This window comes from Promicromonospora sp. Marseille-Q5078 (assembly GCF_050315395.1).
Taxonomy (GTDB): domain Bacteria; phylum Actinomycetota; class Actinomycetes; order Actinomycetales; family Cellulomonadaceae; genus Isoptericola.
Map to the genome: position 1 here is coordinate 1,782,687 of NZ_JBNPQG010000001.1, position 20,089 is coordinate 1,802,775.

The 20,089-nt window shown below is 74.3% G+C and carries 17 protein-coding genes; 14 read left to right on the forward strand and 3 right to left on the reverse strand.

Annotated elements, in window-relative coordinates; all coding sequences use genetic code 11:
* Window position 1 precedes the first annotated feature (1 nt).
* Both ACQFYA_RS08270 and ACQFYA_RS08275 read right to left on the reverse strand, forming a co-directional pair.
* On the reverse strand, window positions 2-643 hold the full coding sequence (locus tag ACQFYA_RS08270) for a LysE family translocator (protein WP_499122926.1): 642 nt from the start codon (window positions 641-643) through the stop codon (window positions 2-4).
* 4 nt (window positions 644-647) lie between these two features.
* Complete coding sequence (locus ACQFYA_RS08275) at window positions 648-1,253, reverse strand: YdcF family protein (protein ID WP_499122927.1); 606 nt, start codon at window positions 1,251-1,253, stop codon at window positions 648-650.
* Window positions 1,254-1,376: 123 nt separating this feature from the next.
* Here ACQFYA_RS08275 and ACQFYA_RS08280 point away from each other — a divergent pair, with 123 nt between their 5' ends.
* From ACQFYA_RS08280 to ACQFYA_RS08325, 10 genes are all read left to right on the forward strand, one after another.
* On the forward strand, window positions 1,377-1,583 hold the full coding sequence (locus ACQFYA_RS08280) for a hypothetical protein (RefSeq protein WP_499122929.1): 207 nt from the start codon (window positions 1,377-1,379) through the stop codon (window positions 1,581-1,583).
* Window positions 1,584-1,889: 306 nt separating this feature from the next.
* Window positions 1,890-5,222: an isoleucine--tRNA ligase gene (ileS, locus tag ACQFYA_RS08285; RefSeq protein WP_499122931.1), complete on the forward strand. Its 3,333-nt coding sequence runs from the start codon at window positions 1,890-1,892 to the stop codon at window positions 5,220-5,222.
* Between the two features lie 144 nt (window positions 5,223-5,366).
* A complete protein-coding gene (locus ACQFYA_RS08290) occupies window positions 5,367-5,855 on the forward strand; it encodes a nitroreductase/quinone reductase family protein (RefSeq protein WP_499122932.1) in 489 nt (162 codons plus the stop codon).
* Window positions 5,856-5,908: 53 nt separating this feature from the next.
* Entirely contained in the window at window positions 5,909-7,345 is a 1,437-nt protein-coding gene (locus ACQFYA_RS08295; RefSeq protein ID WP_499122933.1) for a bifunctional folylpolyglutamate synthase/dihydrofolate synthase, read from the forward strand.
* A gap of 121 nt (window positions 7,346-7,466) precedes the next feature.
* Window positions 7,467-8,462, forward strand: a complete 996-nt coding sequence (gene dhaK, locus ACQFYA_RS08300) for a dihydroxyacetone kinase subunit DhaK (protein ID WP_499122934.1) — start codon at window positions 7,467-7,469, stop codon at window positions 8,460-8,462.
* A gap of 41 nt (window positions 8,463-8,503) precedes the next feature.
* Window positions 8,504-9,193, forward strand: a complete 690-nt coding sequence (gene dhaL / locus ACQFYA_RS08305) for a dihydroxyacetone kinase subunit DhaL (RefSeq protein ID WP_499122937.1) — start codon at window positions 8,504-8,506, stop codon at window positions 9,191-9,193.
* On the forward strand, window positions 9,190-9,912 hold the full coding sequence (gene dhaM, locus ACQFYA_RS08310; RefSeq protein WP_499122938.1) for a dihydroxyacetone kinase phosphoryl donor subunit DhaM: 723 nt from the start codon (window positions 9,190-9,192) through the stop codon (window positions 9,910-9,912). Before dhaL ends, dhaM begins: the two co-directional genes overlap by 4 nt.
* A 57-nt stretch (window positions 9,913-9,969) precedes the next feature.
* Complete coding sequence (locus ACQFYA_RS08315; protein WP_499122940.1) at window positions 9,970-10,584, forward strand: TetR/AcrR family transcriptional regulator; 615 nt, start codon at window positions 9,970-9,972, stop codon at window positions 10,582-10,584.
* 98 nt (window positions 10,585-10,682) lie between these two features.
* Window positions 10,683-12,398, forward strand: coding sequence for an MDR family MFS transporter (locus ACQFYA_RS08320; protein ID WP_499122942.1), 1,716 nt, complete (start codon window positions 10,683-10,685; stop codon window positions 12,396-12,398).
* Window positions 12,395-12,835, forward strand: coding sequence for a DUF4233 domain-containing protein (locus ACQFYA_RS08325; protein ID WP_499122945.1), 441 nt, complete (start codon window positions 12,395-12,397; stop codon window positions 12,833-12,835). Before ACQFYA_RS08320 ends, ACQFYA_RS08325 begins: the two co-directional genes overlap by 4 nt.
* Window positions 12,836-12,868: 33 nt before the next feature.
* On the opposite strand, the gene ACQFYA_RS08330 is transcribed toward ACQFYA_RS08325, so the two are convergent.
* Window positions 12,869-13,906, reverse strand: a complete 1,038-nt coding sequence (locus ACQFYA_RS08330; RefSeq protein WP_499122948.1) for a type IV toxin-antitoxin system AbiEi family antitoxin domain-containing protein — start codon at window positions 13,904-13,906, stop codon at window positions 12,869-12,871.
* A gap of 240 nt (window positions 13,907-14,146) precedes the next feature.
* Here ACQFYA_RS08330 and ndk point away from each other — a divergent pair, with 240 nt between their 5' ends.
* From ndk to ftsY, 4 genes are all read left to right on the forward strand, one after another.
* Complete coding sequence (gene ndk, locus ACQFYA_RS08335; RefSeq protein WP_499122952.1) at window positions 14,147-14,623, forward strand: nucleoside-diphosphate kinase; 477 nt, start codon at window positions 14,147-14,149, stop codon at window positions 14,621-14,623.
* 147 nt (window positions 14,624-14,770) lie between these two features.
* Window positions 14,771-18,367, forward strand: coding sequence for a chromosome segregation protein SMC (gene smc, locus ACQFYA_RS08340; protein ID WP_499122955.1), 3,597 nt, complete (start codon window positions 14,771-14,773; stop codon window positions 18,365-18,367).
* 4 nt (window positions 18,368-18,371) lie between these two features.
* The gene (locus ACQFYA_RS08345) at window positions 18,372-18,698 is read left to right on the forward strand and encodes a hypothetical protein (protein WP_499122958.1); all 327 of its coding nucleotides are present in this window, start codon (window positions 18,372-18,374) and stop codon (window positions 18,696-18,698) included.
* 83 nt (window positions 18,699-18,781) lie between these two features.
* Window positions 18,782-19,954: a signal recognition particle-docking protein FtsY gene (ftsY, locus tag ACQFYA_RS08350; protein ID WP_499122959.1), complete on the forward strand. Its 1,173-nt coding sequence runs from the start codon at window positions 18,782-18,784 to the stop codon at window positions 19,952-19,954.
* Window positions 19,955-20,089 lie beyond the last annotated feature (135 nt).

A 20,089-nucleotide genomic window follows, 5' to 3' on the forward strand; every position in this document is an offset into this window, starting at 1 on the left:
GTCAGACGCGCGCGGACACCGCGAGGCGCGCGCCGACGAGGACGAGCACGCCGCCGGTGACGCGGTCCACCCACCGCACGGCGCTGGAGCGCCGCAGCCGCGGGCCGGCCCATCCGGCTCCGAGCACGACGACCGACAGCCACGCGGTGCCCAGCACGCAGTGCACGAGCGCCAGCAGCAGGCCCATGAGCATCGGGTTCACGCCGTCGGGCACGAACTGGGGGATGACGGCGACGTAGAACACGCCGACCTTGGGGTTCATGAGGTTGGTGCTCAGCCCCAGGGCGAAGTCGCGCCCGCGGCCGCCGACCGGCAGCGGGACGTCCACGTCGTCGGACGCGTCGCGCGGGGCGTGGAACGACCGCCAGAGCATCGACGCCCCCATCCACACCATGTACGCGGCGCCGGCGAGCGTGAGCACCCGGTACGCGGTCTGGCTGGCGGCGAGCAGGGCGGCCGCGCCGCCCGCGGCCGCCGCGCCCCACACGAGCGTGCCGACCTGGATCCCGAGCAGCGCCGCGAACCCGTGCGAGCGCGAGCGGGTCACCGTGCTGCGCAGCACGAGCGCGGTGTCGAGGCCGGGGACGAGGGTGAGGAGCCCCGCGACGAGGGCGAAGGCGAGCAGCGCCTCGTGGATGGTCACGGCGTCACGATACGAGGCGCCGCAGGTCGTCCCGGACGCCGCGCAGCGTCCACAGCCCGTACGCGGCGAGGACGGGCTTGAGGAGCAGCCACTCGCCCCACCGGTGGTCGTCGCCGCGCGTCAGCCTGCCGGCCAGGTCGGGACGCTGACGCAGGACGTACGCCCGGGCCTTCAGCGCGTGCGCCGGCTGCGACACGACCGTGATCCGGTCGGCGTCCTCGACCAGCGGCAGCACGCGGGCGACGTTCTCCCACGTCGTGCGGCTCTCCTCCTCGAGCACCACCGGCCCGTCGTAGCCCAGGACGTCGACGGCGTGGTCGGCCAGGACCCGCGCCTCGGAGCGGGCCGACGTCGTCGGGCCGCCGCTGAGGACCAGCCGGGTGAGTGCCGCGGGGTCGAGGGACCGCAGCGCCGCGCGCGCCCGCCACCGGTTGACGACGTTCGCCCGGGGGCCTCGGTTGCGGAACCCCAGCACGACGACGGCCTGGGTCGGCCCGGTGGCGTCGCCCACGAGGGTGCGCGACCAGCGGCGGTTCAGCCACTCGCTCCACGCCAGCGCGGCGGCGAGCCCGGTGAGCCCGGTGAGGGCGACGAGCGGTCCGCGGCGCATGCCACGGACCCTAGCCCGCGACGCCGGCGGCGGGAATTCCCGGGACGGCGAGGGGAGCGCGGTGCCACCATCGCGCCATGTCCACTCCTGCCGTCCTGGTCCGCCGCGCTGGGGGAGGCCCTCGTGGTGCTCGTCGGCGACCCGCGGTACTACTCGCGCTTCGGCTTCGTCCCCGGCGCGTCGCTGGGCGTCGAGCCGGACGACCCGGCGCTGGCGAGCGTCGTCCAGGCCCGGCCGCTCGCCGCGTACGCGGCCTCCGTGCGGGGGCGGTTCACGGGCCCGGCCGCGTTCGACGAGCTGAGCTCCCGGGCCGCGGACGCGTCCGCGTGACCGTCGCGGCGACGTCGCGATGACATCACGCTTGCGCGCCTGGCTACCATGGACGCACAGGCGTCGACCCGGACATCACCGGCGAGCCTCCGGAAGAACGGAGCGGACCCCGCTCTCAGTAGAACCGGACGGGTAGGCCCGTCACAGCCGTGAACGAGCGGCGGTCGCCGGCACCATCGGCGTCCGCAAGCGGGGTGGTACCGCGGTGCCCTCGTCCTTCGGGGCGGGGGAGTCGTCCTCGCACGGGCAGCAGCACGATCGCTGTCCACCGTCGGCCCGTACCACCGCCCGCACAGGAGCCCACCCATGGCCTATCCCCAGCACCGCTCGTCCGACCCGCAGCCCGGCGCCGCGTTCGGCATCGCCGGAGTGCCCGCCTCGCCGGACCTGCCCGCCATCGAGCGCGAGGTGCTGGACTTCTGGGCGGACGACGACACGTTCCGCGCCTCCGTCGCGAAGAATCCCGCGGGTGAGAACGGCAGCAACGAGTTCGTCTTCTACGACGGTCCCCCGTTCGCCAACGGCCTGCCGCACTACGGCCACCTGCTCACCGGCTACGCGAAGGACGTCGTGCCGCGCTACCAGACGATGCGTGGCAAGCACGTCGAGCGACGGTTCGGCTGGGACACGCACGGCCTGCCCGCCGAGCTCGAGGCCATGAGCCAGCTCGGCATCAAGACCAAGGACGAGATCCTCGAGCTGGGCATCGAGAAGTTCAACGCCGCCTGCCGCGCGTCGGTGCTCAGGTACACGTCGGAGTGGCGCGACTACGTCACCCGCCAGGCGCGCTGGGTCGACTTCGACCATGACTACAAGACGCTCAACGTCACCTACATGGAGTCGGTGCTGTGGGGCTTCAAGAAGCTTTATGACGCCGGCCTCGTGTACGAGGACTTCCGCGTGCTGCCCTACTGCTGGAACGACCAGACGCCGCTGAGCAACCACGAGCTGCGCATGGACGACGACGTCTACCAGACCCGCCAGGACCCGGCCGTGACGGTCGGGTTCGACGTCGCGACGGTGCCGGCCGGCCAGGACGTGGTGCGCCCCGGCGACAAGCTCCTCGTGTGGACCACCACGCCGTGGACGCTGCCCTCCAACCTGCTCGTCATGGTCGGGGAGGACATCGAGTACGCCGTCGTGGAGTCGTCGTTCACCGGTACGCCCCAGCGGTACGTGCTCGCCGGGGCGCGGGTGGACGCGTACGCCCGCGAGCTGACCGACGAGGGCGCCGACGCGCCCCGCGTCGTCGGGCGTCTCTCGGGACGCGACCTGCTCCAGACCACCTACACCCCGCCGTTCTCGTACTACGAGGGCCGCGAGCGCGCGCACCGCGTGGTGGAGGCCGACTTCGTCACGACGACGGACGGCACCGGCCTGGTGCACAGCGCCGGCGCGTTCGGCGAGGACGACAAGGTCGTCTGCGACCGCGAGGGCGTCGCCTCGGTGATGCCGGTGGGCGCGGACGGGAAGTTCACGCACCCCGTCGACGAGTACGCGGGCCTGCAGGTCTTCGACGCCAACCTGCCGATCATCGACCACCTCAAGGCGCGCACCCGCGGGGAGGCGGAGGCCGGATCCGCCACCGCGGGCACGGTGCTGCTGCGGCGCGAGTCGTACGCCCACTCGTACCCGCACTGCTGGCGCTGCCGGCAACCGCTGATGTACATGGGCGTCTCGTCGTGGTTCGTCGAGGTCACGAAGTTCAAGGACCGCATGGTCGAGCTCAACCAGGAGATCTCCTGGACGCCGGAGCACATCAAGGACGGCCAGTTCGGCAAGTGGCTCGCGAACGCGCGCGACTGGTCGCTGAGCCGCAACCGGTTCTGGGGCTCCCCGGTGCCGGTGTGGAAGAGCGACGACCCCGCGCACCCGCGCCTCGACGTCTACGGGTCGCTGGAGGAGATCGAGCGCGACTTCGGCCGCCTGCCGCTGGGCCCCGACGGCGAGCCGGACCTGCACCGGCCGTTCGTCGACGAGCTCACCCGCCCCAACCCCGACGACCCGACCGGGAAGTCCACGATGCGCCGCGTCGAGGACGTCATGGACGTGTGGATGGACTCCGGCTCCATGCCGTACGCGCAGGTGCACTACCCGTTCGAGAACGCGGACTGGTTCGAGCACCACTACCCGGGCGACTTCATCGTCGAGTACATCGGCCAGACGCGCGGCTGGTTCTACCTGCTGCACGTGCTCGCCACCGCGCTCTTCGACCGGCCCGCGTTCCGCACCGCCGTCTCGCACGGCATCGTGCTGGGCTCCGACGGCCGCAAGATGAGCAAGTCGCTGCGCAACTACCCGGACGTCTCCGAGGTCTTCGACCGCGACGGCTCCGACGCGATGCGCTGGTTCCTCATGGCCAGCCCGATCCTGCGCGGCGGCAACCTCGTCGTCACCGAGGACGGCATCCGCGACTCCGTGCGCCAGGTGCTGCTGCCGCTGTGGAGCACCTACTACTTCTTCACCCTGTACGCGAACAGCGCGGCTGACGGCGCCGGCTACACGGCGACGCCGGTGACGGCCGACCGCGCCGCCGGGCTGCCCGCCCTCGACCGCTACCTGCTGGCGCGCACGCACGACCTCGTGGCCACGGTGACCGGGCAGCTCGACGCCTACGACATCTCCGGCGCCTGCGAGTCCGTGCGCGAGCACCTCGACGTCCTCACCAACTGGTACGTGCGCACGCAGCGGATGAGGTTCTGGGGCGAGGACGCCGACGCCTTCGACACGCTGTACACGGCGCTCGAGGCGCTCACCCGCGTCATGGCGCCGCTCGCGCCGCTGCTGACCGAGGAGGTCTGGCGCGGGCTCACCGGCGGTCGCTCGGTGCACCTCACCGACTGGCCCACGCTGGTCGAGCCTGTCGAAACCGGGGTGGTCTCGACAGGCTCGACCGACGGTGGGCTCCTGCGCGACGACGAGCTCGTCGCCGCGATGGACGAGGTGCGCGCCGTCGTGTCCAGCGCCCTCGCGCTGCGCAAGGCCCACCAGCTGCGCGTGCGCCAGCCGCTGGCCCGCCTCACCGTCGCCGTGCCCGACCCGGCGGCGCTCGCCGACTACGTGGGCCTGCTGACGTCGGAGCTGAACGTCAAGGCCGTCGACCTCGTCGAGGCCGACGCCGACGCGTCCGAGCGGTTCGGGATCACCGAGCGCCTCGCGGTCAACGCCCGCGCGGCCGGGCCGCGGCTGGGCCGCGGCGTGCAGGCAGTCATCAAGGCCGCCAAGTCGGGGGCCTGGCGGCGCGACGACGACGGCACGGTGGTCGTGACCACCGACGCCGGCGACGAGCCCCTGCTCGAGCCCGAGTACGAGCTGACGACGGTCGTGGCGGAGGGCGCCGGCGGCGAGGTCGCCGCGAGCGTGCTGCCGGGCGGCGGGTTCGTCGTCCTCGACCTCGGGCTGGACGACGCGCTGCGCGCCGAGGGCTACGCCCGCGACGTCATCCGCGACGTGCAGGACGCCCGCAAGGCCGCCGGCCTCGAGGTGAGCGACCGCATCGCGCTGGAGCTCGACGTCCCGGCGGAGCACGTCGCGGTCGTCGAGGCGCACCGGGAGCTCATCGCGCGCGAGACGCTCGCCCTCGACCTGGCCGTGGCCGCCGGCGACGGCGAGCGCGCGGTGCGGGTCGCCAAGCGCTGACCCGCGTCTCGAGCGTCTCCGTCGGTCAGGATTCCGGGGGTGAATCCTGACCGACAGAGACGCTCGGGCCTGGGCGGCCGCGGGGCAGCCGACTACGCTGATGCTTCCCGGCGGGTCGGCGCCGGTCCTCGCGAGGAGTCCGCCATGGGCAGCACGCACGCGACACCCGCCCCCGAGTCCCGCCCGCCCTTCGTCCCGCCGCGCTGGTTCGTCCGGTCGGCGTGGGCGGTGCAGCGGGCCGGCTACCGGGTCAGCGGCGGGCGGTGGCCGCTGCGCCGGCCCACACCCGGCGGCAAGTTCGGCATGCTGCGCCTGCGCGTGGTCGGGCGTCGCAGCGGCGAGGAGCGCGCGGTCATCCTCGGTTACGTCGAGGACGACGGCCGGTACGTCACCCTGGCGATGAACGGCTGGGGCGACCCGCCGCCGGCGTGGTGGCTCAACCTGCGCGCGCACCCGGACGCCGAGGTGGACACGGTCGACGGTCCGCTACGCGTCCACGGGACGGCGGCGCAGGGGAGCGAGCGCGAGCGGCTGTGGGCGCTCGTCGGCCGCCACCAGGGCTGGGGCGAGATCGACCGGTTCGCCGCGCACCGCGCCGGCGAGACCCCGGTCGTGGTGCTCGCGCCGCGCTGACGGCGGTCGCCGCAGCGAGGGGACGACGGGCGCGCAGCGCCTATCCTTCGGGGGTGACCCCCGACGCTGAGAACAAGCCCTCGTCCGATGCGCGCACGGCCCGTGCGGCGGAGCGTCAGGCCGCCCGCGCGGCGGCGGAGGACGCCGTCGCGGTCGAGCTGTTGCGCGAGGTCTACGCGGAGATCATGTCCCGGGCGCCGGAGCACGACATCGACCCGACGCTCGACCGCGTGCAGCGGGTGCTCGAGTTGCTCGGCGACCCGCAGCACGCGTTCCGCGCGATCCACCTCACGGGCACGAACGGCAAGTCCTCCACGGCGCGCATGACCGAGCGCCTCGTGCGCGAGCACGGCCTGCGCACCGGCCTGTTCACCTCGCCCCACCTCACCAGCGTCACCGAGCGCATCCAGGTGGACGGCGAGCCGCTGAGCGCCGCCCGGTTCGTCGAGGTGTGGGAGGACGTCGCCCCGTACGTCGGCGTCGTCGACCGCGAGTCGCAGGAGGCGGGCGGCCCGCGGCTGAGCTTCTTCGAGGTCCTCACCGTGATGGCGATCGCGGCGTTCGCGGACGCGCCGGTCGACGTGGCGGTGGTCGAGGTGGGCATGGGCGGCCGGTGGGACTCCACCAACGTCGTCGACGGCGAGGTCGCCGTGCTCACCCCGGTGGGCATCGACCACGAGCGCTGGCTGGGCTCCACGCTCGCCGAGATCGCCACGGAGAAGTCCGGGATCATCAAGGAGCACGCCACGGTGGTGAGCGCCGAGCAGCAGGTCGTGGTGGACGAGATCGTCCGCGAGCGCGCCGCCGAGGTGTCCGCGCACCTGCTGCGCGAGGGCGTGGAGCTCGAGGTCGCCGGGCGGCGGGTGGCCGTGGGCGGCCAGCTCGTCGACCTGCGCACGCCGGCCGGCCTGTACACCGAGGTGCTGGTGCCGCTGCACGGCGTGCACCAGGCGCACAACGCGCTGCTCGCCCTCGCCGCCGTGGAGGCGCTGCTCGGCGGACGCGCGCTGGACGGCGGCGTGGTGGAGACGGCGTTCGCCGACGTCGTCGTGCCGGGCCGCCTCGAGGTGGTGCGCTCCAGCCCGACCGTGCTGGTGGACGCCGCGCACAACCCGCACGGCGCCGAGGCCCTCGTCGAGGCGATCGAGGAGGAGTTCGACCTGCCGCGGCTGGTCGGCGTCGTCGCGGTGATGGCGGACAAGGACGTGGAGGGCCTCCTGGCGACGCTCGAGCCCGCGCTCACGGAGATCGTCCTCACGCGGAACTCGTCGGACCGCTCCGCCGACCCGGAGGACCTGGCCGAGGTGGCGCGGGACGTCTTCGGCGAGGACCGGGTGCGCACCGCCGCGCGCCTCGACGAGGCGCTGCAGGTCGCGGCCGACCTCGCCGAGAGCGGCGACCAGGTGGGCGTCGGCACCGGCCGCGGGGTGCTCGTCACGGGCTCGGTCATCACCGTGGCGGACGCGCGGATCCTGCTCGGCAAGGGCTGACCGGGGCGCTCGAACGATCACCCGCCCGTCACCCCCTCGGGCGCTGCGTGGCCTGCGCGCGGGGTGTTGGATGGGGGCAGGCCGCCCGGCGGTGCGCGGCGGTGACGCGAGGAGGCACGACATGAAGAAGCTGCTCGACGATCCCGCGGACGCGGTGACCGACTCGCTCACGGGTTTCGGTCTGGCGCACGCCGACCTGGTGGAGGTGCACACGGAGCCCGTCTACGTGTCCCGCGCAGGCGGCCCGGTCCCGGGCAAGGTGGGCCTCGTCAGCGGCGGCGGGGCCGGGCACGAGCCCCTGCATGCCGGCTTCGTGGGCGACGGGATGCTCGACGCGGCGGTGCCCGGCGCGGTGTTCACGTCGCCGACGCCGGACCAGATCGTCCCCGCGGTCCTCGGCGCCGACTCGGGCGCCGGCGTCGTCGCGATCGTGAAGAACTACACGGGCGACGTGCTCAACTTCGAGACCGCGGTGGAGCTCGTCGAGGCCGAGGGGTCGCAGGTCGCGACCATCCTCGTGAACGACGACGTCGCCGTGGAGGACTCCCTGTACACGGCGGGCCGGCGCGGCGTGGCCGGCACGGTCTGCGTGGAGAAGATCGCGGGCGCGGCGGCGGCGCGCGGCGACGACCTCGGCGCGGTCACGGAGGTGGCCGGACGCGTGGTCGCGAACGTGCGGAGCATGGGCGTGGCGCTCACCGCCTGCACCGTGCCGCACGTGGGCAAGCCGTCGTTCGACCTGCCCGACGACGAGGTCGAGATCGGCATCGGCATCCACGGCGAGCCCGGCCGCCGCCGCGTGCCGTTCACCGGCGTCACCGAGATCACGCGGAGCCTGCTCGACCCGGTCGCCGATGACCTGGGGCTCGACGGCGGCGACGACGTGCTGCTGTTCGTCAACGGGATGGGCGGCACGCCGCTGTCGGAGCTCTACGTCGTCTATGGTCGAGCGCGCGGGCTTCTCGAGGAGCGCGGTGTCACCGTCTCCCGGTCGCTCGTGGGCAACTACGTGACGTCGCTGGAGATGCAGGGGGCGTCGATCACGCTGCTGCGGCTGGACGACGAGCTGCGGGAGCTGTGGGACGCGCCGGTGCGCACGGCGGCGTTGCACTGGTGACGGGCGCCGTGGAGCGCCCCGAGGCGAGGAGGCGTGCGGGCATGGGTCTCGACGTGGCTTGGGCGGAGCGTTGGATGCGGCGCACCGCCGACGTCGTGGCAGGGGCGAGGGACGAGCTCACCGAGCTCGACCGGCAGATCGGGGACGGCGACCACGGGGAGAACCTGTACCGCGGGTTCCAGGCCGTGGTCGCGAAGCTCGACGAGCCGGGTGCCCCGGAGCGCACGGAGGTGGGTGACGTGCTCATGCTCGTCGCCACGACCCTCATGTCGAAGGTCGGGGGAGCGTCCGGCCCGCTGTACGGGACGGCGTTCCTGCGGGCGGCGAAGCGCTCCGCCCGGGCGACGGTCGACGAGTCGGGCGTCGTCGTCCTGCTCGACGCCGCGCTCGAGGGCGTGACGTCCCGCGGCAAGGCCCACGTGGGGGAGAAGACGATGGTCGACGCCCTCGCGCCGGCGGTGGACGCGGCCACGGTCGCGGCCGACGCCGGGCAGGACCCGGTCGCCGTGCTGCGCGCCGCCGCCGACGCGGCCGACGCCGGCGCGACCGGCACGATCCCGCTCGTGGCGACCAAGGGGCGCGCGTCCTACCTGGGCGAGCGGAGCGCCGGCCACGAGGACCCGGGCGCCCGGTCGACGGCGCTGCTCCTGCGGGCGGCCCTGGACGCCGCGCTGGACGGCGCGTCGGACGGTTCGCGGGACGGCGGAGGGCCGGGGGCGGACCCGGAGTGAGCGTCGGGCTGCTGCTGGTCTCCCACTCGGTGCGCCTCGCCGAGGGGGCGGCCGAGCTGGCCCGCGAGATGGCGCCGGACGTCGTCCTGGCGTGCGGCGCCGGGGACGCCGACGGCGGCCTGGGGACGTCGCTGGAGGTCGTGCAGGAGGCTCTCGCCCGCGCGCTCGGCGACAGCGCCGACGGCGTCGTGGTGCTGGCCGACCTGGGCTCCGCCGTCCTGACCGTCGAGACGGTGCTCGAGCTCGACGACGACCTCGCCGGCCGAGTGCGTCTGGCCGACGCGCCGTTCGTGGAGGGGGCGGTCGCGGCGGCCGTCGCCGCCCAGCAGGGCGCGGCCGTGGACGCGGTGCTCGCGGCCGCGGAGGGGGCCGGCGGGCCGGCCGCGGCGGGCGCGGCTCCAGCGGGCGGGGTGGCGGGCGGCGCCCCGCAGCCGGAGGTCGTCGCGCCCGCGGCGGACGCCGACGCGGTGACGGCGCGGGTCGTGATCCGCAACCCGCTGGGCCTGCACGCGCGCCCGGCGGCCGTGGTCGCGCGAGCGGCGGCGGCGTTCGGCGGCCCGGTGACGCTCCAGGGCGTGGACGCCACGAGCGTGCTGCAGCTCATGGCGCTCGGGACGGCGACGGGCACGGAGGTCGAGGTGGCCGCCCGAGGCGCCGACGCGCAGGAGGCGGTCGCGACCGTCGTCGGGCTGATCGAAGGCGGCTTCGGCGAGGTGTGAGCACGCTCACACGAAATTGCACTTGGTGCAAAATTGCAGCGGGTGCATCATTGTCCGGTGACTCCTTCACCCGCCTCCGGCGACCTCGGACTGCGTGAGCGCAAGAAGCGCGCGCGCACGGACGCGATCGTCGACGCCGCGCAGCGCCTCGTGCTCGAGCGCGGGCTCGACGCGGTCACGGTGGAGGAGATCGCCGAGGCGGCCCAGATCTCGCCCCGCACGTTCTTCAACTACTTCGAGTCGAAGGACGACGCGGTGCTCGGGCAGGGCTCGTTCGAGCTGAGCGCCGAGACCCGCGAGGCGTTCGCGGCCGGCGGGCCCCACGGACGCCTGGTGGCGGACCTCGAGGTGCTCGTCCGGGCGCTGCTCGGCGCCTTCGCCGGGACCGGCCAGCACAGCGCCGAGCAGGTGCTGGAGATCCTGCAGCTCGAGCCGCGCCTGCTCGGCCGGCACTTCGCCTGGTTCGAGCGGCACAAGACCCAGGTCGTCGCCCTGTTCGAGCGGCGGCACGAGACCGCCCCGCTGCCGGCCGACCCCGAGACGTGCGCCATGGTCGTCTTCGTCCTCACGCGAGCGGCGATGGACGACTGGGGTCGCACCGGCCACGAGGGCGACGTCGGCGACCACGTGCCGCGCGTCGTCGGTCAGCTCGCCGCGATCCTCACGTCCTGACCGCCGGGTGCCCCCGGGCACCCGCGGACGTCGTCCCCCCGAAGCCCCAGCCCCCGTCACTACCCGGCGCCCCGCGCGCCGCCGAACCGAGGTGTCCCATGAGCCACGCCGCTCCTGCCGCGCCGGACAAGCCGCTCGTCGTCCTGACGCAGCGCACCGTCTGGCTGATCTTCGGCGCCCTGATGGCGTCGATGTTCCTGTCCTCGCTCGACCAGACGATCGTCGGCACCGCGATGCCCACGATCGTCGGCGAGCTCAACGGCGTCGAGCACCAGGGGTGGGTCATCACGGCCTACATCCTGGCCGTCGCCATCGGCATGCCGCTGTACGGCAAGTTCGGTGACCTGTACGGGCGCCGCTGGCCGTTCCTCGTCGCGATCGGCCTGTTCACGCTCGCGTCCGCGGGCGCCGGGTTCGCGCAGAACATGCCCGAGCTCGTCGTCTGGCGCGCCGTGCAGGGCCTCGGCGGCGGCGGGCTGATGATCCTGTCGCAGTCGATCATCGCCGACATCGTGCCCGCCTCCGAGCGCGGCAAGTACATGGGCCCCCTGGGCGCCCTCTTCGGCATCTCCGCCGTCCTCGGCCCCCTGCTGGGCGGCTGGCTCACCGAGGGCCCCGGCTGGCGCTGGACCTTCTGGCTGAACATCCCGATCGGCATCGCGGCGTTCGCCATCGCGTGGGTGGCGCTCAAGCTCCCGTCGCACCGCTCGTCGCGCCCCGTCGACTGGGCCGGCATCGTCACCATGGCGGTCGCCACCACCGGCATCGTGCTGGTCACCAGCTGGGAGTCGCTCTCCTCGGGCGGCTACGACTGGAGCAACTGGCGCCTTTCCGGGCTCGTCGTCCTGACCCTGCTGGCCGTGGCGGCGTTCATCGTGGCCGAGACGCGCGTGGCGGAGCCGCTCATCCCGCTGCGGCTGTTCAAGAACCGGACCTTCACCATCACCACGCTCATCGGCCTGGTGCTCGGCATGGGCATGTTCTCGGCGATGGCGATGATCCCGACGTTCCTGCAGATGTCCACGGGCGCCGGCGTGACCGAGTCCGGCTGGCTGATGCTGCCGATGATGGCCGGCATGATGCTGACCTCCATCGTCTCGGGCATCGCCATCTCGAAGACCGGGCGCTACAAGATGTACCCGGTGGCGGGCCTCCTGATCGTCGGGCTCTCGATGGTCTGGCTGACCACCCTGTCGGGCGACATGTCGATGTGGGTGTTCGGCGCGATGATCTTCACGCTCGGCGCCGGCATGGGCCTCGTGATGCAGACCATCGTGCTCGCCGTGCAGAACGCGGTGGACCCGCACGAGCTCGGCACCGCGACCAGCGCGAACAACTTCTTCCGTGAGATCGGCGCGGCCGTGGGCTCCGCCCTGTTCACGACGATCTTCACGACGCGGCTCACGGACAACCTGCGCGACGTGTTCGCGGGGGTCCCCGGAGGGACCGGCGGGGCGTCCGAGTCGGGGCTCACCCCGGCGCAGGTGCAGCAGATGCCGGAGCCGTTCAAGTCCGGCGTGATCGACGCCTACGCCGACTCCCTGGCGCCGTCGTTCTGGTACCTCGTGCCGCTCGTCGCCGTGGGCCTGGTGCTCGCGATCTTCCTGCCCGTGATCAAGCTCTCCGACGTCGCCGGCATGGTGGCGCGCGGTGAGGCGGTCGCCGACCCCGCGAAGGCCGTCGCGGCCGACGGCGTGGTCGTGGACGAGGTCGGAGTCGCGGCCCACGGGGCGCCCGAGGGCGTCGCGGCGGGCGTGGGTTCCGACGACGACGGTCCCGGCACCCGCGAGCGCGCGGATATCGTGGGTTCGTGAGCAAGGACGACCGTCCCCGCCCGGGGGACCGCATCAAGCCCCGCAAGCCCGCCAAGGTGCAGTTCACGTCGATGATGCTGCAGCTGGAGGCGTTCGTGGTGCTGTTCGCCGGCGTCGCCCTCTTCGGGCTGCGGAACACCGGCTACGAGCGCGGGCCCCTCGTCATCGAGTCCCCGGTCGCCCTCTGGACCGTCATCGGCGTGCTGTTCGTGGTGCTGCTGGTGATGTCCCGGATGGTCGGGACCTCGATGGGGTACTACGCGGGGACGGCCGTGCAGGTCCCGGTGCTGGCGATGGGGCTGCTGCTGCCGATGATGTTCCTCGTCGGCGTGGTGTTCGTCGCCATGTGGGTGGTCTCGCTGCGCCTCGGCGGCCGGATCGACCGCGAGCGCGCCGCCTACGACGCGGAGCACCCGGAGACGGCCCCCAACCTCTGACCGGAACTACCTTCCAGCACGGGATCTGTCGCGTCATCCGACCGGATGACGCGACAGATCCCGTGCTCGTTGGTCAGGCAGGGCCGATTCGGGGAGCGGAGCTCCGGGGCGCCATCCGGCGCGGTGCAGCCGGCGAGCGACATCGTCGCCGAGCCGCCCCGGAACCTGGAGCTCCGCGGACGTGGTGCGTTGGACGACGACGTCCCCGTCTGCGACGAGCGCGTTCTGGCGCGCACGGTCGGCGTAGATCGCCGAAGGCGCGGAGTGCACGCTCGCCCCGTCCACCTCGAGGAGGAACCAGCGGCCGTCCGGCAGCAGCCACACGAGGTCGCCGCGGCCGAGGAACCGCCCGTCGGGGGCGAACAGGTCGCGCTGGAGGTCGTCGGGCTCGGCGTCGGCGTCGATGCACTCCAGTCGCGCCCATGTCTCCAGCGGCGACTCCGCCCGGCCGTCGACGAGCCGCCACCAGGGATGCGTGCGGTCGACACCGCGTCGGCCGCGGGCGAGGTCGTGGGCGACCTCCACCTCCGCCCTCGAGATCCGCCGAGCATGGACGGCGTTGTCCAGGACGGCCACGGCATGCCGCCGGTCGAGTGTCGGCACGGCCTGTGCCAGGGCGTACAGCACGGTGGCCACTTGTCGTCCGGCGCGGTGCTCGGTCGACAGCCCCGGCTCGTACTGCCGGACCAGGACGCCGTCGCGTGAGAGGCGGGCCGACCCTCCAGGCAGCATCACCTCGGACGTGATGTCCACGGGCAGGCCCTGGACCTCGTGCAGAGCCAGTGCCGACTGGCCCACGGCCATCGCGTTCGGGCCGAACGCCAGCAGTCCGAGCCAGGCCTTGCGCCGGCGGCGGTGGTCGAAGAGGTCGTCGAGCTCGCGGTCGTCGACCGGGACGGGGTCGGTGTCGTAGACGCCGTTGCTCAGGCGAACCCAGCGCCCTTGGCGAACCATGCGCGTGAGCCGATCGGCCGACATCCCCGCCGCCTCGCACTGGCCGGTCGTGACGAGGTACTCCTGTCGCGCGGCGAGGGTGAGGAGGTCGGCGGGCGGCGGCGTGAGGGGTCGCATGCGAGTACGCGACCACGAGGGTTGAGCCTTCCGGCGACGACGAACGGCCCTCCTGTGGACAACGTCACGATCGCCAGGCCTGGGGGCAGCATCGGGCGGCGCGGCGACCTGACCCTCCAGCACGCGATCTGTCGCGGGAAGCCGAACCTTGGCGCGACAGATCGCGTGCTCGAAGGGGGTGGGGGAGACCGGGGGGAGGTCTGCGCAGGGCACGGGTCGCGCGCGGATAGGCTTTCCGGCATGACCGACGTCGCAGACAACGTGCCCGCCGAGCCCGCCTCGCTCGACCAGACCGACGCCGTCGAGCGCACGCTCGTGCTCGTCAAGCCCGACGGCGTCCGCCGGGGCCTGTCCGGCGAGGTGCTGCGGCGCATCGAGGCGAAGGGGTACACGCTCGCCGCGGTGGAGCTCAAGCAGGCGACGCCCGAGCTCCTGGCCGCGCACTACGCCGAGCACGAGGGCAAGCCGTTCTACCAGCCGCTCGTCGACTTCATGCTCTCCGGCCCGACGCTCGCCGTCGTCGCCGTGGGGCAGGGCGTCATCCCCGGGTTCCGCTCCCTGGCGGGCGCGACCGACCCGACGGCGGCGGCCCCCGGCACCATCCGCGGCGACCTCGGCCGCGACTGGGGCCTGAAGGTGCAGCAGAACCTCGTGCACGGCTCCGACTCGCCGGAGTCCGCCGCGCGCGAGATCGGCCTCTGGTTCCCGAACCTCTGACCCACCCCCCCCGGAGCATCGAGCGTGCTGACTTGCTCCTCAAACGCGCGGTTTGAGGAGCAAGCCAGCACGCTCGATCCGTTCCCGGGACGTGCGGGACCGGCGGAGTTCCGCGGATCCGCGCCGTCCGGCGGTTAGGCTCGCCGGGTGCACCTCAAGACGCTCACGCTCCGAGGCTTCAAGTCGTTCGCCTCGGCGACGACGCTGAGCCTCGAGCCGGGCATCACCTGCGTGGTCGGCCCGAACGGCTCGGGCAAGTCCAACGTGGTCGACGCCCTCGCGTGGGTGATGGGTGAGCAGGGCGTCAAGTCGCTGCGCGGCGGCAAGATGGAGGACGTCATCTTCGCCGGCACCGCCGGCCGTCCGCCGCTCGGGCGGGCCGAGGTGTCCCTCACGATCGACAACACCGACGGCGCGCTGCCGATCGAGTACACCGAGGTGACGATCTCCCGCACGCTGTTCCGCAGCGGCGGCTCGGAGTACGCGATCAACGGCAGCTCGTGCCGCCTGCTCGACATCCAGGAGCTGCTGAGCGACTCGGGCATCGGGCGCGAGATGCACGTCGTGGTGGGGCAGGGCCAGCTCGACGCCGTCCTGCGCGCCACCCCCGACGACCGGCGCGGCTTCATCGAGGAGGCCGCGGGCGTCCTCAAGCACCGCAAGCGCAAGGAGAAGGCGCTCCGCAAGCTCGACGCGATGCAGGGCAACCTCGCCCGCCTCACGGATCTCACGGCGGAGCTGCGCCGCCAGCTCGGCCCCCTCGGGCGGCAGGCCGAGGCCGCCCGCCGGGCGCGCACCGTCCAGGCGGACCTGCGCGACGCGAGGTCGCGCCTCCTGGCGGACGACCTGGCCCAGCTCACGGCGCAGATGGCGCAGGAGCGCGCCGACGAGGCCGCCCTGCGCGAGCGGCAGCAGGCCGCGGAGCAGGGGCTGGAGCGGTCGCGGGAGCACCTGGCCCGGCTGGAGGTCGCGGCCTCCGGGGCGGTGGCGGACGCGGGCCGCGCCGCCGACGCCTTCCACGCGCTCGGCGCGCTGCGCGAGCGGCTGCGCGGGCTCGCGACGCTGGCCGACGAGCGCGTGCGGCTGCTCGGCGCGGCGGAGCCCGAGCACCGGGGCCAGGACCCGGCGGACCTCGAGGCGCAGGCGGAGCGCGCCCGGGCCACGGAGGCCGAGCTGACCCGCGAGGTCGAGCTCGCCCGCGCCGCGCTCGAGAGCGCGGTGGCCGCGCGCACCGACGCCGAGAAGGCCGCGGACGCCGCGGAGCGCGAGCTCGCGACCCTGCACCGCGGCGCCGCCGACCGGCGCGAGGGGCTCGCCAGGCTCTCGGGCCAGGTGGCGGCCCGGCGCAGCCGCGTGGAGGCGGGCGACGCCGAGCTGGAGCGCGTGCGCGAGGTGGTGGCCGAGGCGGAGCGCCGGGCCGAGGAGGCGGCGCGCGAGTTCGGCGCGCTGGAGGTCCAGGTCGTCGGCGCCGAGGAGGGCGAGGAGGACCTCGACGCCCGGCACGAGGAGGCGACGGCGGCCGTGGCCGAGGCGGAGGCCGCCGTGCGCGACCTCGAGGCGCGCGCGGCGGAGGCCGAGCGCGACCGGGCCACGTGGAGCGCGCGCGTGGAGGCCCTCGAGCTCAGCCTCGACCGCAAGGACGGCGCGGGCGCCCTCCTCGCCGACGACGCGGCGGGCGTCCTGGGCTCGGTCGCGGCGCTCCTCGGGGTCGAGGCGGGCTACGAGGACGCGGTGACGGCCGCGCTCGGCCCGGTCGCGGACGCGGTGGCGGTGCGCGACGTCGACGCGGCGGTGGACGCGCTGCGCCGGCTGCGCGACGACGACGCGGGCCGCGCGGGGCTCGTCGTGGGCGGCGGCACGGCCGACGACGGGGGCGGGCTCGTCGAGGTCGACCTCCCCGACGGCGCGCGCCGGGCGACGGACGTCGTGACGGTGGCGGGCCCGGCGGCGGCGCCGCTGCGCGCGCTGCTGCGCGACGTCGTCGTGGTGGACGACCTGGCGCAGGCGCGCGCCCTCGTGCGCGACGCCCCGCAGGTGGTGGCCGTGACCCGCGTCGGCGACCTGCTGGGTGCGTCGCGGGCGTGGGGCGGCTCGGCGGCCGCGCCGAGCGTGCTGCACCTGACGGCCGCCCTCGACGAGGCGAAGGAGGGGCTCGACGACGCGTCGGCGCGCGGCGAGCGGTGCCGGTTCGAGCTGGTCGGGGCGCGCGAGCGCCTCGAGGCGGGGCAGGCGACGCACGACGAGACGCTGGCGCGCCTGCACGAGTCGGACGCGGCGCTGGCCGCGGTCGCGGAGCAGCTCGGCACGCTGGGCGCGGCGCACCGCTCCGCCCTCGCGGAGGCCGAGCGGCACCGGGCCACGCTCGCGCAGGCGACCGGGCGCCGGGAGGCGGACGAGGCCGAGCTCGCCGAGCTGGCCAAGCGTCTGGAGGTCGCCGAGGCCGAGCCCACGCAGTCGGAGGAGCAGGTGGGCGCGGCACAGGCCGGCCGGGAGGCGGCGCAGGCGGCGGCCACCGAGGCACGCGGCGCGGAGACCGAGGCGCGGCTCGAGCTGCGGACCAGCGAGGAGCGGGCGCGCGCGGTCGCGGGCCGCGCCCAGGGCCTCGCGCGCGCGGCGGCGCAGGAGCGTGCCGCGCGCGAGAAGGCGGAGCGGCGCGCCGTGCAGCGCGCCGCCGAGGCGCGCACTGCCGCCTCCGTGCGCGACGACGCGGGCGCGGCGCTCGCCGTTCTCGCCCGGTCGATCGAGCGGGCGCAGGCGGAGCGTGCGGCCGCGGACGAGCAGCGTGCCGCGCGCCAGCAGGAGCTCGAGGCGGTCCGCGCCGACGCCGACCGGCTCGCGGGTGAGCTGCGCGACCTCACCGACGTCGCGCACCGCGACGAGGTGGCGCGGGCCCAGCAGGTGGCGCGGCTCGAGCAGCTGCGGGTGCGGGCGGTCGAGGAGGTGGGCAGCGACCCCGACGTCCTCGTCGAGGAGTTCGGCCCGCACCGCATGATTCCGCTGGTTGAGCCTGTCGAAGCCAGCACGAGCGATGACGACGGGGTTTCGACCGGCTCAACCAGCGAGGTCCCGTACGTGCGGGCCGAGCAGGAGAAGCGGCTGGCGACCGCCGAGCGCGCCCTCGCGCGGATCGGGGCGGTCAACCCGCTCGCGCTGGAGGAGTTCGCGGCCCTCGAGGAGCGGCACCAGTTCCTCACGGAGCAGTTCGCCGACCTCAAGAAGTCCCGGCAGGACCTGCTGCACATCGTCGAGGAGATCGACGAGCGGGTCCAGCAGGTCTTCGCGGAGGCGTTCCGCGACACCGCGGAGCAGTTCGAGCGGGTCTTCGGCCGGCTCTTCCCGGGCGGCGAGGGGCGCCTGGTCCTCACCGACCCGGCCGACCTGCTCACGACGGGCATCGAGGTCGAGGCGCGGCCGGCGGGCAAGAAGGTCAAGCGGCTGTCCCTGCTGTCCGGCGGGGAGCGGTCGCTCACGGCGGTCGCGTTCCTCGTGTCGATCTTCAAGGCCCGCCCCAGCCCCTTCTACGTGATGGACGAGGTCGAGGCCGCCCTGGACGACGTCAACCTGGGCCGGCTGCTCCAGATCTTCCGCGAGCTGCAGGAGGACTCCCAGCTGATCGTCATCACCCACCAGAAGCGCACGATGGAGGTCGCGGACGCGCTGTACGGCGTGACGATGCGCGGCGACGGTGTGACCACCGTCATCTCCCAGCGGATGCGCGAGACCGCCGACGCGCTGGGAGAATAACGCCATGCTCACGTTCGTCCTCTGGGTCCTCGGGTCCCTCGTTCTCGCCGCGGTGGTGTTCCTCGTGGCCAACGTCATGGAGCGTCGTGAGGGTCAGGACGAGGACGCCCCCGGGCTGCGTCGCTTCCTGCGCGACTTCCGGTCCGGCCTCAGCCGCCGGCGGGCCGCGGCCCCGGCCCCCGTCGAGACCGGCATGGACGAGTTCTTCGCCGCGACGATCGAGGACGCCCCCGGGTACGTGGACCCGGAGGAGCTCACCGACGCCCTGCACCGCGCCCGCCTGCAGGCGCGCAGCACCTGGCACGTGGGGACCGTCCGCAAGCCGGAGTGAGCGGCGCGGCCGGCGCCCGATGACGCGCCGCCCGACGACCCTCGCCGGGCGGCGCGGTCGCGCGGTTCTGGGAGACTGTGCGCGTGACTGATCTCCTCTGGCTCTGGATCCTTCTCGGTGTCGTCGTCGTGGTCGGCGGCGGCGCCGCCCTGCTCGTCCCGCGGTCGCGGCGACGCCGCGGCGAGGGCGCGACGACGGTCGCCCCGCCCGTCGAGGGTGGGCGCGCGGCCGAGCCCGGGACAGCGCCGGAAGCGGCGGGCGGGCCCGCCTCCGAGCCTGCGACGGCGGAGCCGGCGGCGCCCGCGCTGGAGACCCCCGAGCCGGTGGCGGGCCGCATGGTGCGCCTGCGCGACCGGCTCGCGCGGTCCGGCTCGCCGTTCGGCGCGCGCCTGCTCAGCGTGCTCTCCCGCGACCACCTCACCGAGGACGACTGGGACGAGCTCGAGGAGACGCTGCTGCTCGCCGACATCGGCGCCGGCCCCGCCGAGGAGCTGCTCGACGCCCTGCGCACCCGCGTGCGCGTGCTCGGCGTGCGCGACCCGAAGACGGTGCGCGACCTGCTGCGCGAGGAGCTGCTCAAGGTCGTCGACCCGTCGCTGGACCGCGAGGTCGCCACCACCGGACCGGTCGGCGCGGACGGCACGCGACTGCCCGCGGTCGTGCTGGTCGTGGGGGTCAACGGCACGGGCAAGACGACGACGGTCGGCAAGCTCGCGCGCGTCCTGGTCGCCGAGGACCGCACCGTCGTGCTCGGGGCCGCCGACACCTTCCGCGCCGCCGCGGCCGACCAGCTCCAGACGTGGGGCGCCCGCGTGGGGGTCGAGACCGTCCGCGCCGACCGCGACGGGGCCGACCCCGCCGCCGTCGCCTTCGACGCCGTGAAGCGGGGGAGCGCGGACGGCACGGACGTCGTCCTCGTCGACACCGCCGGCCGCCTGCAGAACAAGGCGGGGCTCATGGACGAGCTCGGCAAGATCACGCGCGTCATCACGCGCGAGGCCCCGCTCGCCGAGGTGCTGCTCGTGCTGGACGCCACCACGGGCCAGAACGGCCTCAACCAGGCCCGCGTGTTCGGCGAGGTCGCGGGCGTCACGGGCATCGTGCTGACCAAGCTCGACGGCACCGCCCGCGGCGGCATCGTCGTCGCCGTGCAGCGCGAGCTGGGCGTCCCGGTGAAGCTCGTGGGGCTGGGGGAGGGGCCGGACGACCTGGCGCCGTTCGACCCCGAGCAGTTCGTCGACGGCCTGCTCGGCTGAGCACGCCCGCCGAGCCGTGACCCGGATCACGGCTTGGTCACAGGATCGCGCTCCGTCCCGCGTGCCGAGACGCGGCAACAGAACGTTTACATCGGGGACGACCTTGTCACCGCCGCGTAACGCAACCAGTGCGCG

Bases quoted from the DNA above. Each gene is read 5' to 3' on its own strand.
- ACQFYA_RS08330 (WP_499122948.1), bottom strand. From the start codon at position 13,906: ATGCGACCCCTCACGCCGCCGCCCGCCGACCTCCTCACCCTCGCCGCG.
- ndk (WP_499122952.1), top strand. From the start codon at position 14,147: ATGACCGACGTCGCAGACAACGTGCCCGCCGAGCCCGCCTCGCTCGAC.
- ACQFYA_RS08290 (WP_499122932.1), top strand. From the start codon at position 5,367: ATGGGCAGCACGCACGCGACACCCGCCCCCGAGTCCCGCCCGCCCTTC.
- ileS (WP_499122931.1), top strand. From the start codon at position 1,890: ATGGCCTATCCCCAGCACCGCTCGTCCGACCCGCAGCCCGGCGCCGCG.
- ACQFYA_RS08275 (WP_499122927.1), bottom strand. From the start codon at position 1,253: ATGCGCCGCGGACCGCTCGTCGCCCTCACCGGGCTCACCGGGCTCGCC.
- dhaK (WP_499122934.1), top strand. From the start codon at position 7,467: ATGAAGAAGCTGCTCGACGATCCCGCGGACGCGGTGACCGACTCGCTC.
- dhaL (WP_499122937.1), top strand. From the start codon at position 8,504: ATGGGTCTCGACGTGGCTTGGGCGGAGCGTTGGATGCGGCGCACCGCC.
- ACQFYA_RS08345 (WP_499122958.1), top strand. From the start codon at position 18,372: ATGCTCACGTTCGTCCTCTGGGTCCTCGGGTCCCTCGTTCTCGCCGCG.
- ACQFYA_RS08320 (WP_499122942.1), top strand. From the start codon at position 10,683: ATGAGCCACGCCGCTCCTGCCGCGCCGGACAAGCCGCTCGTCGTCCTG.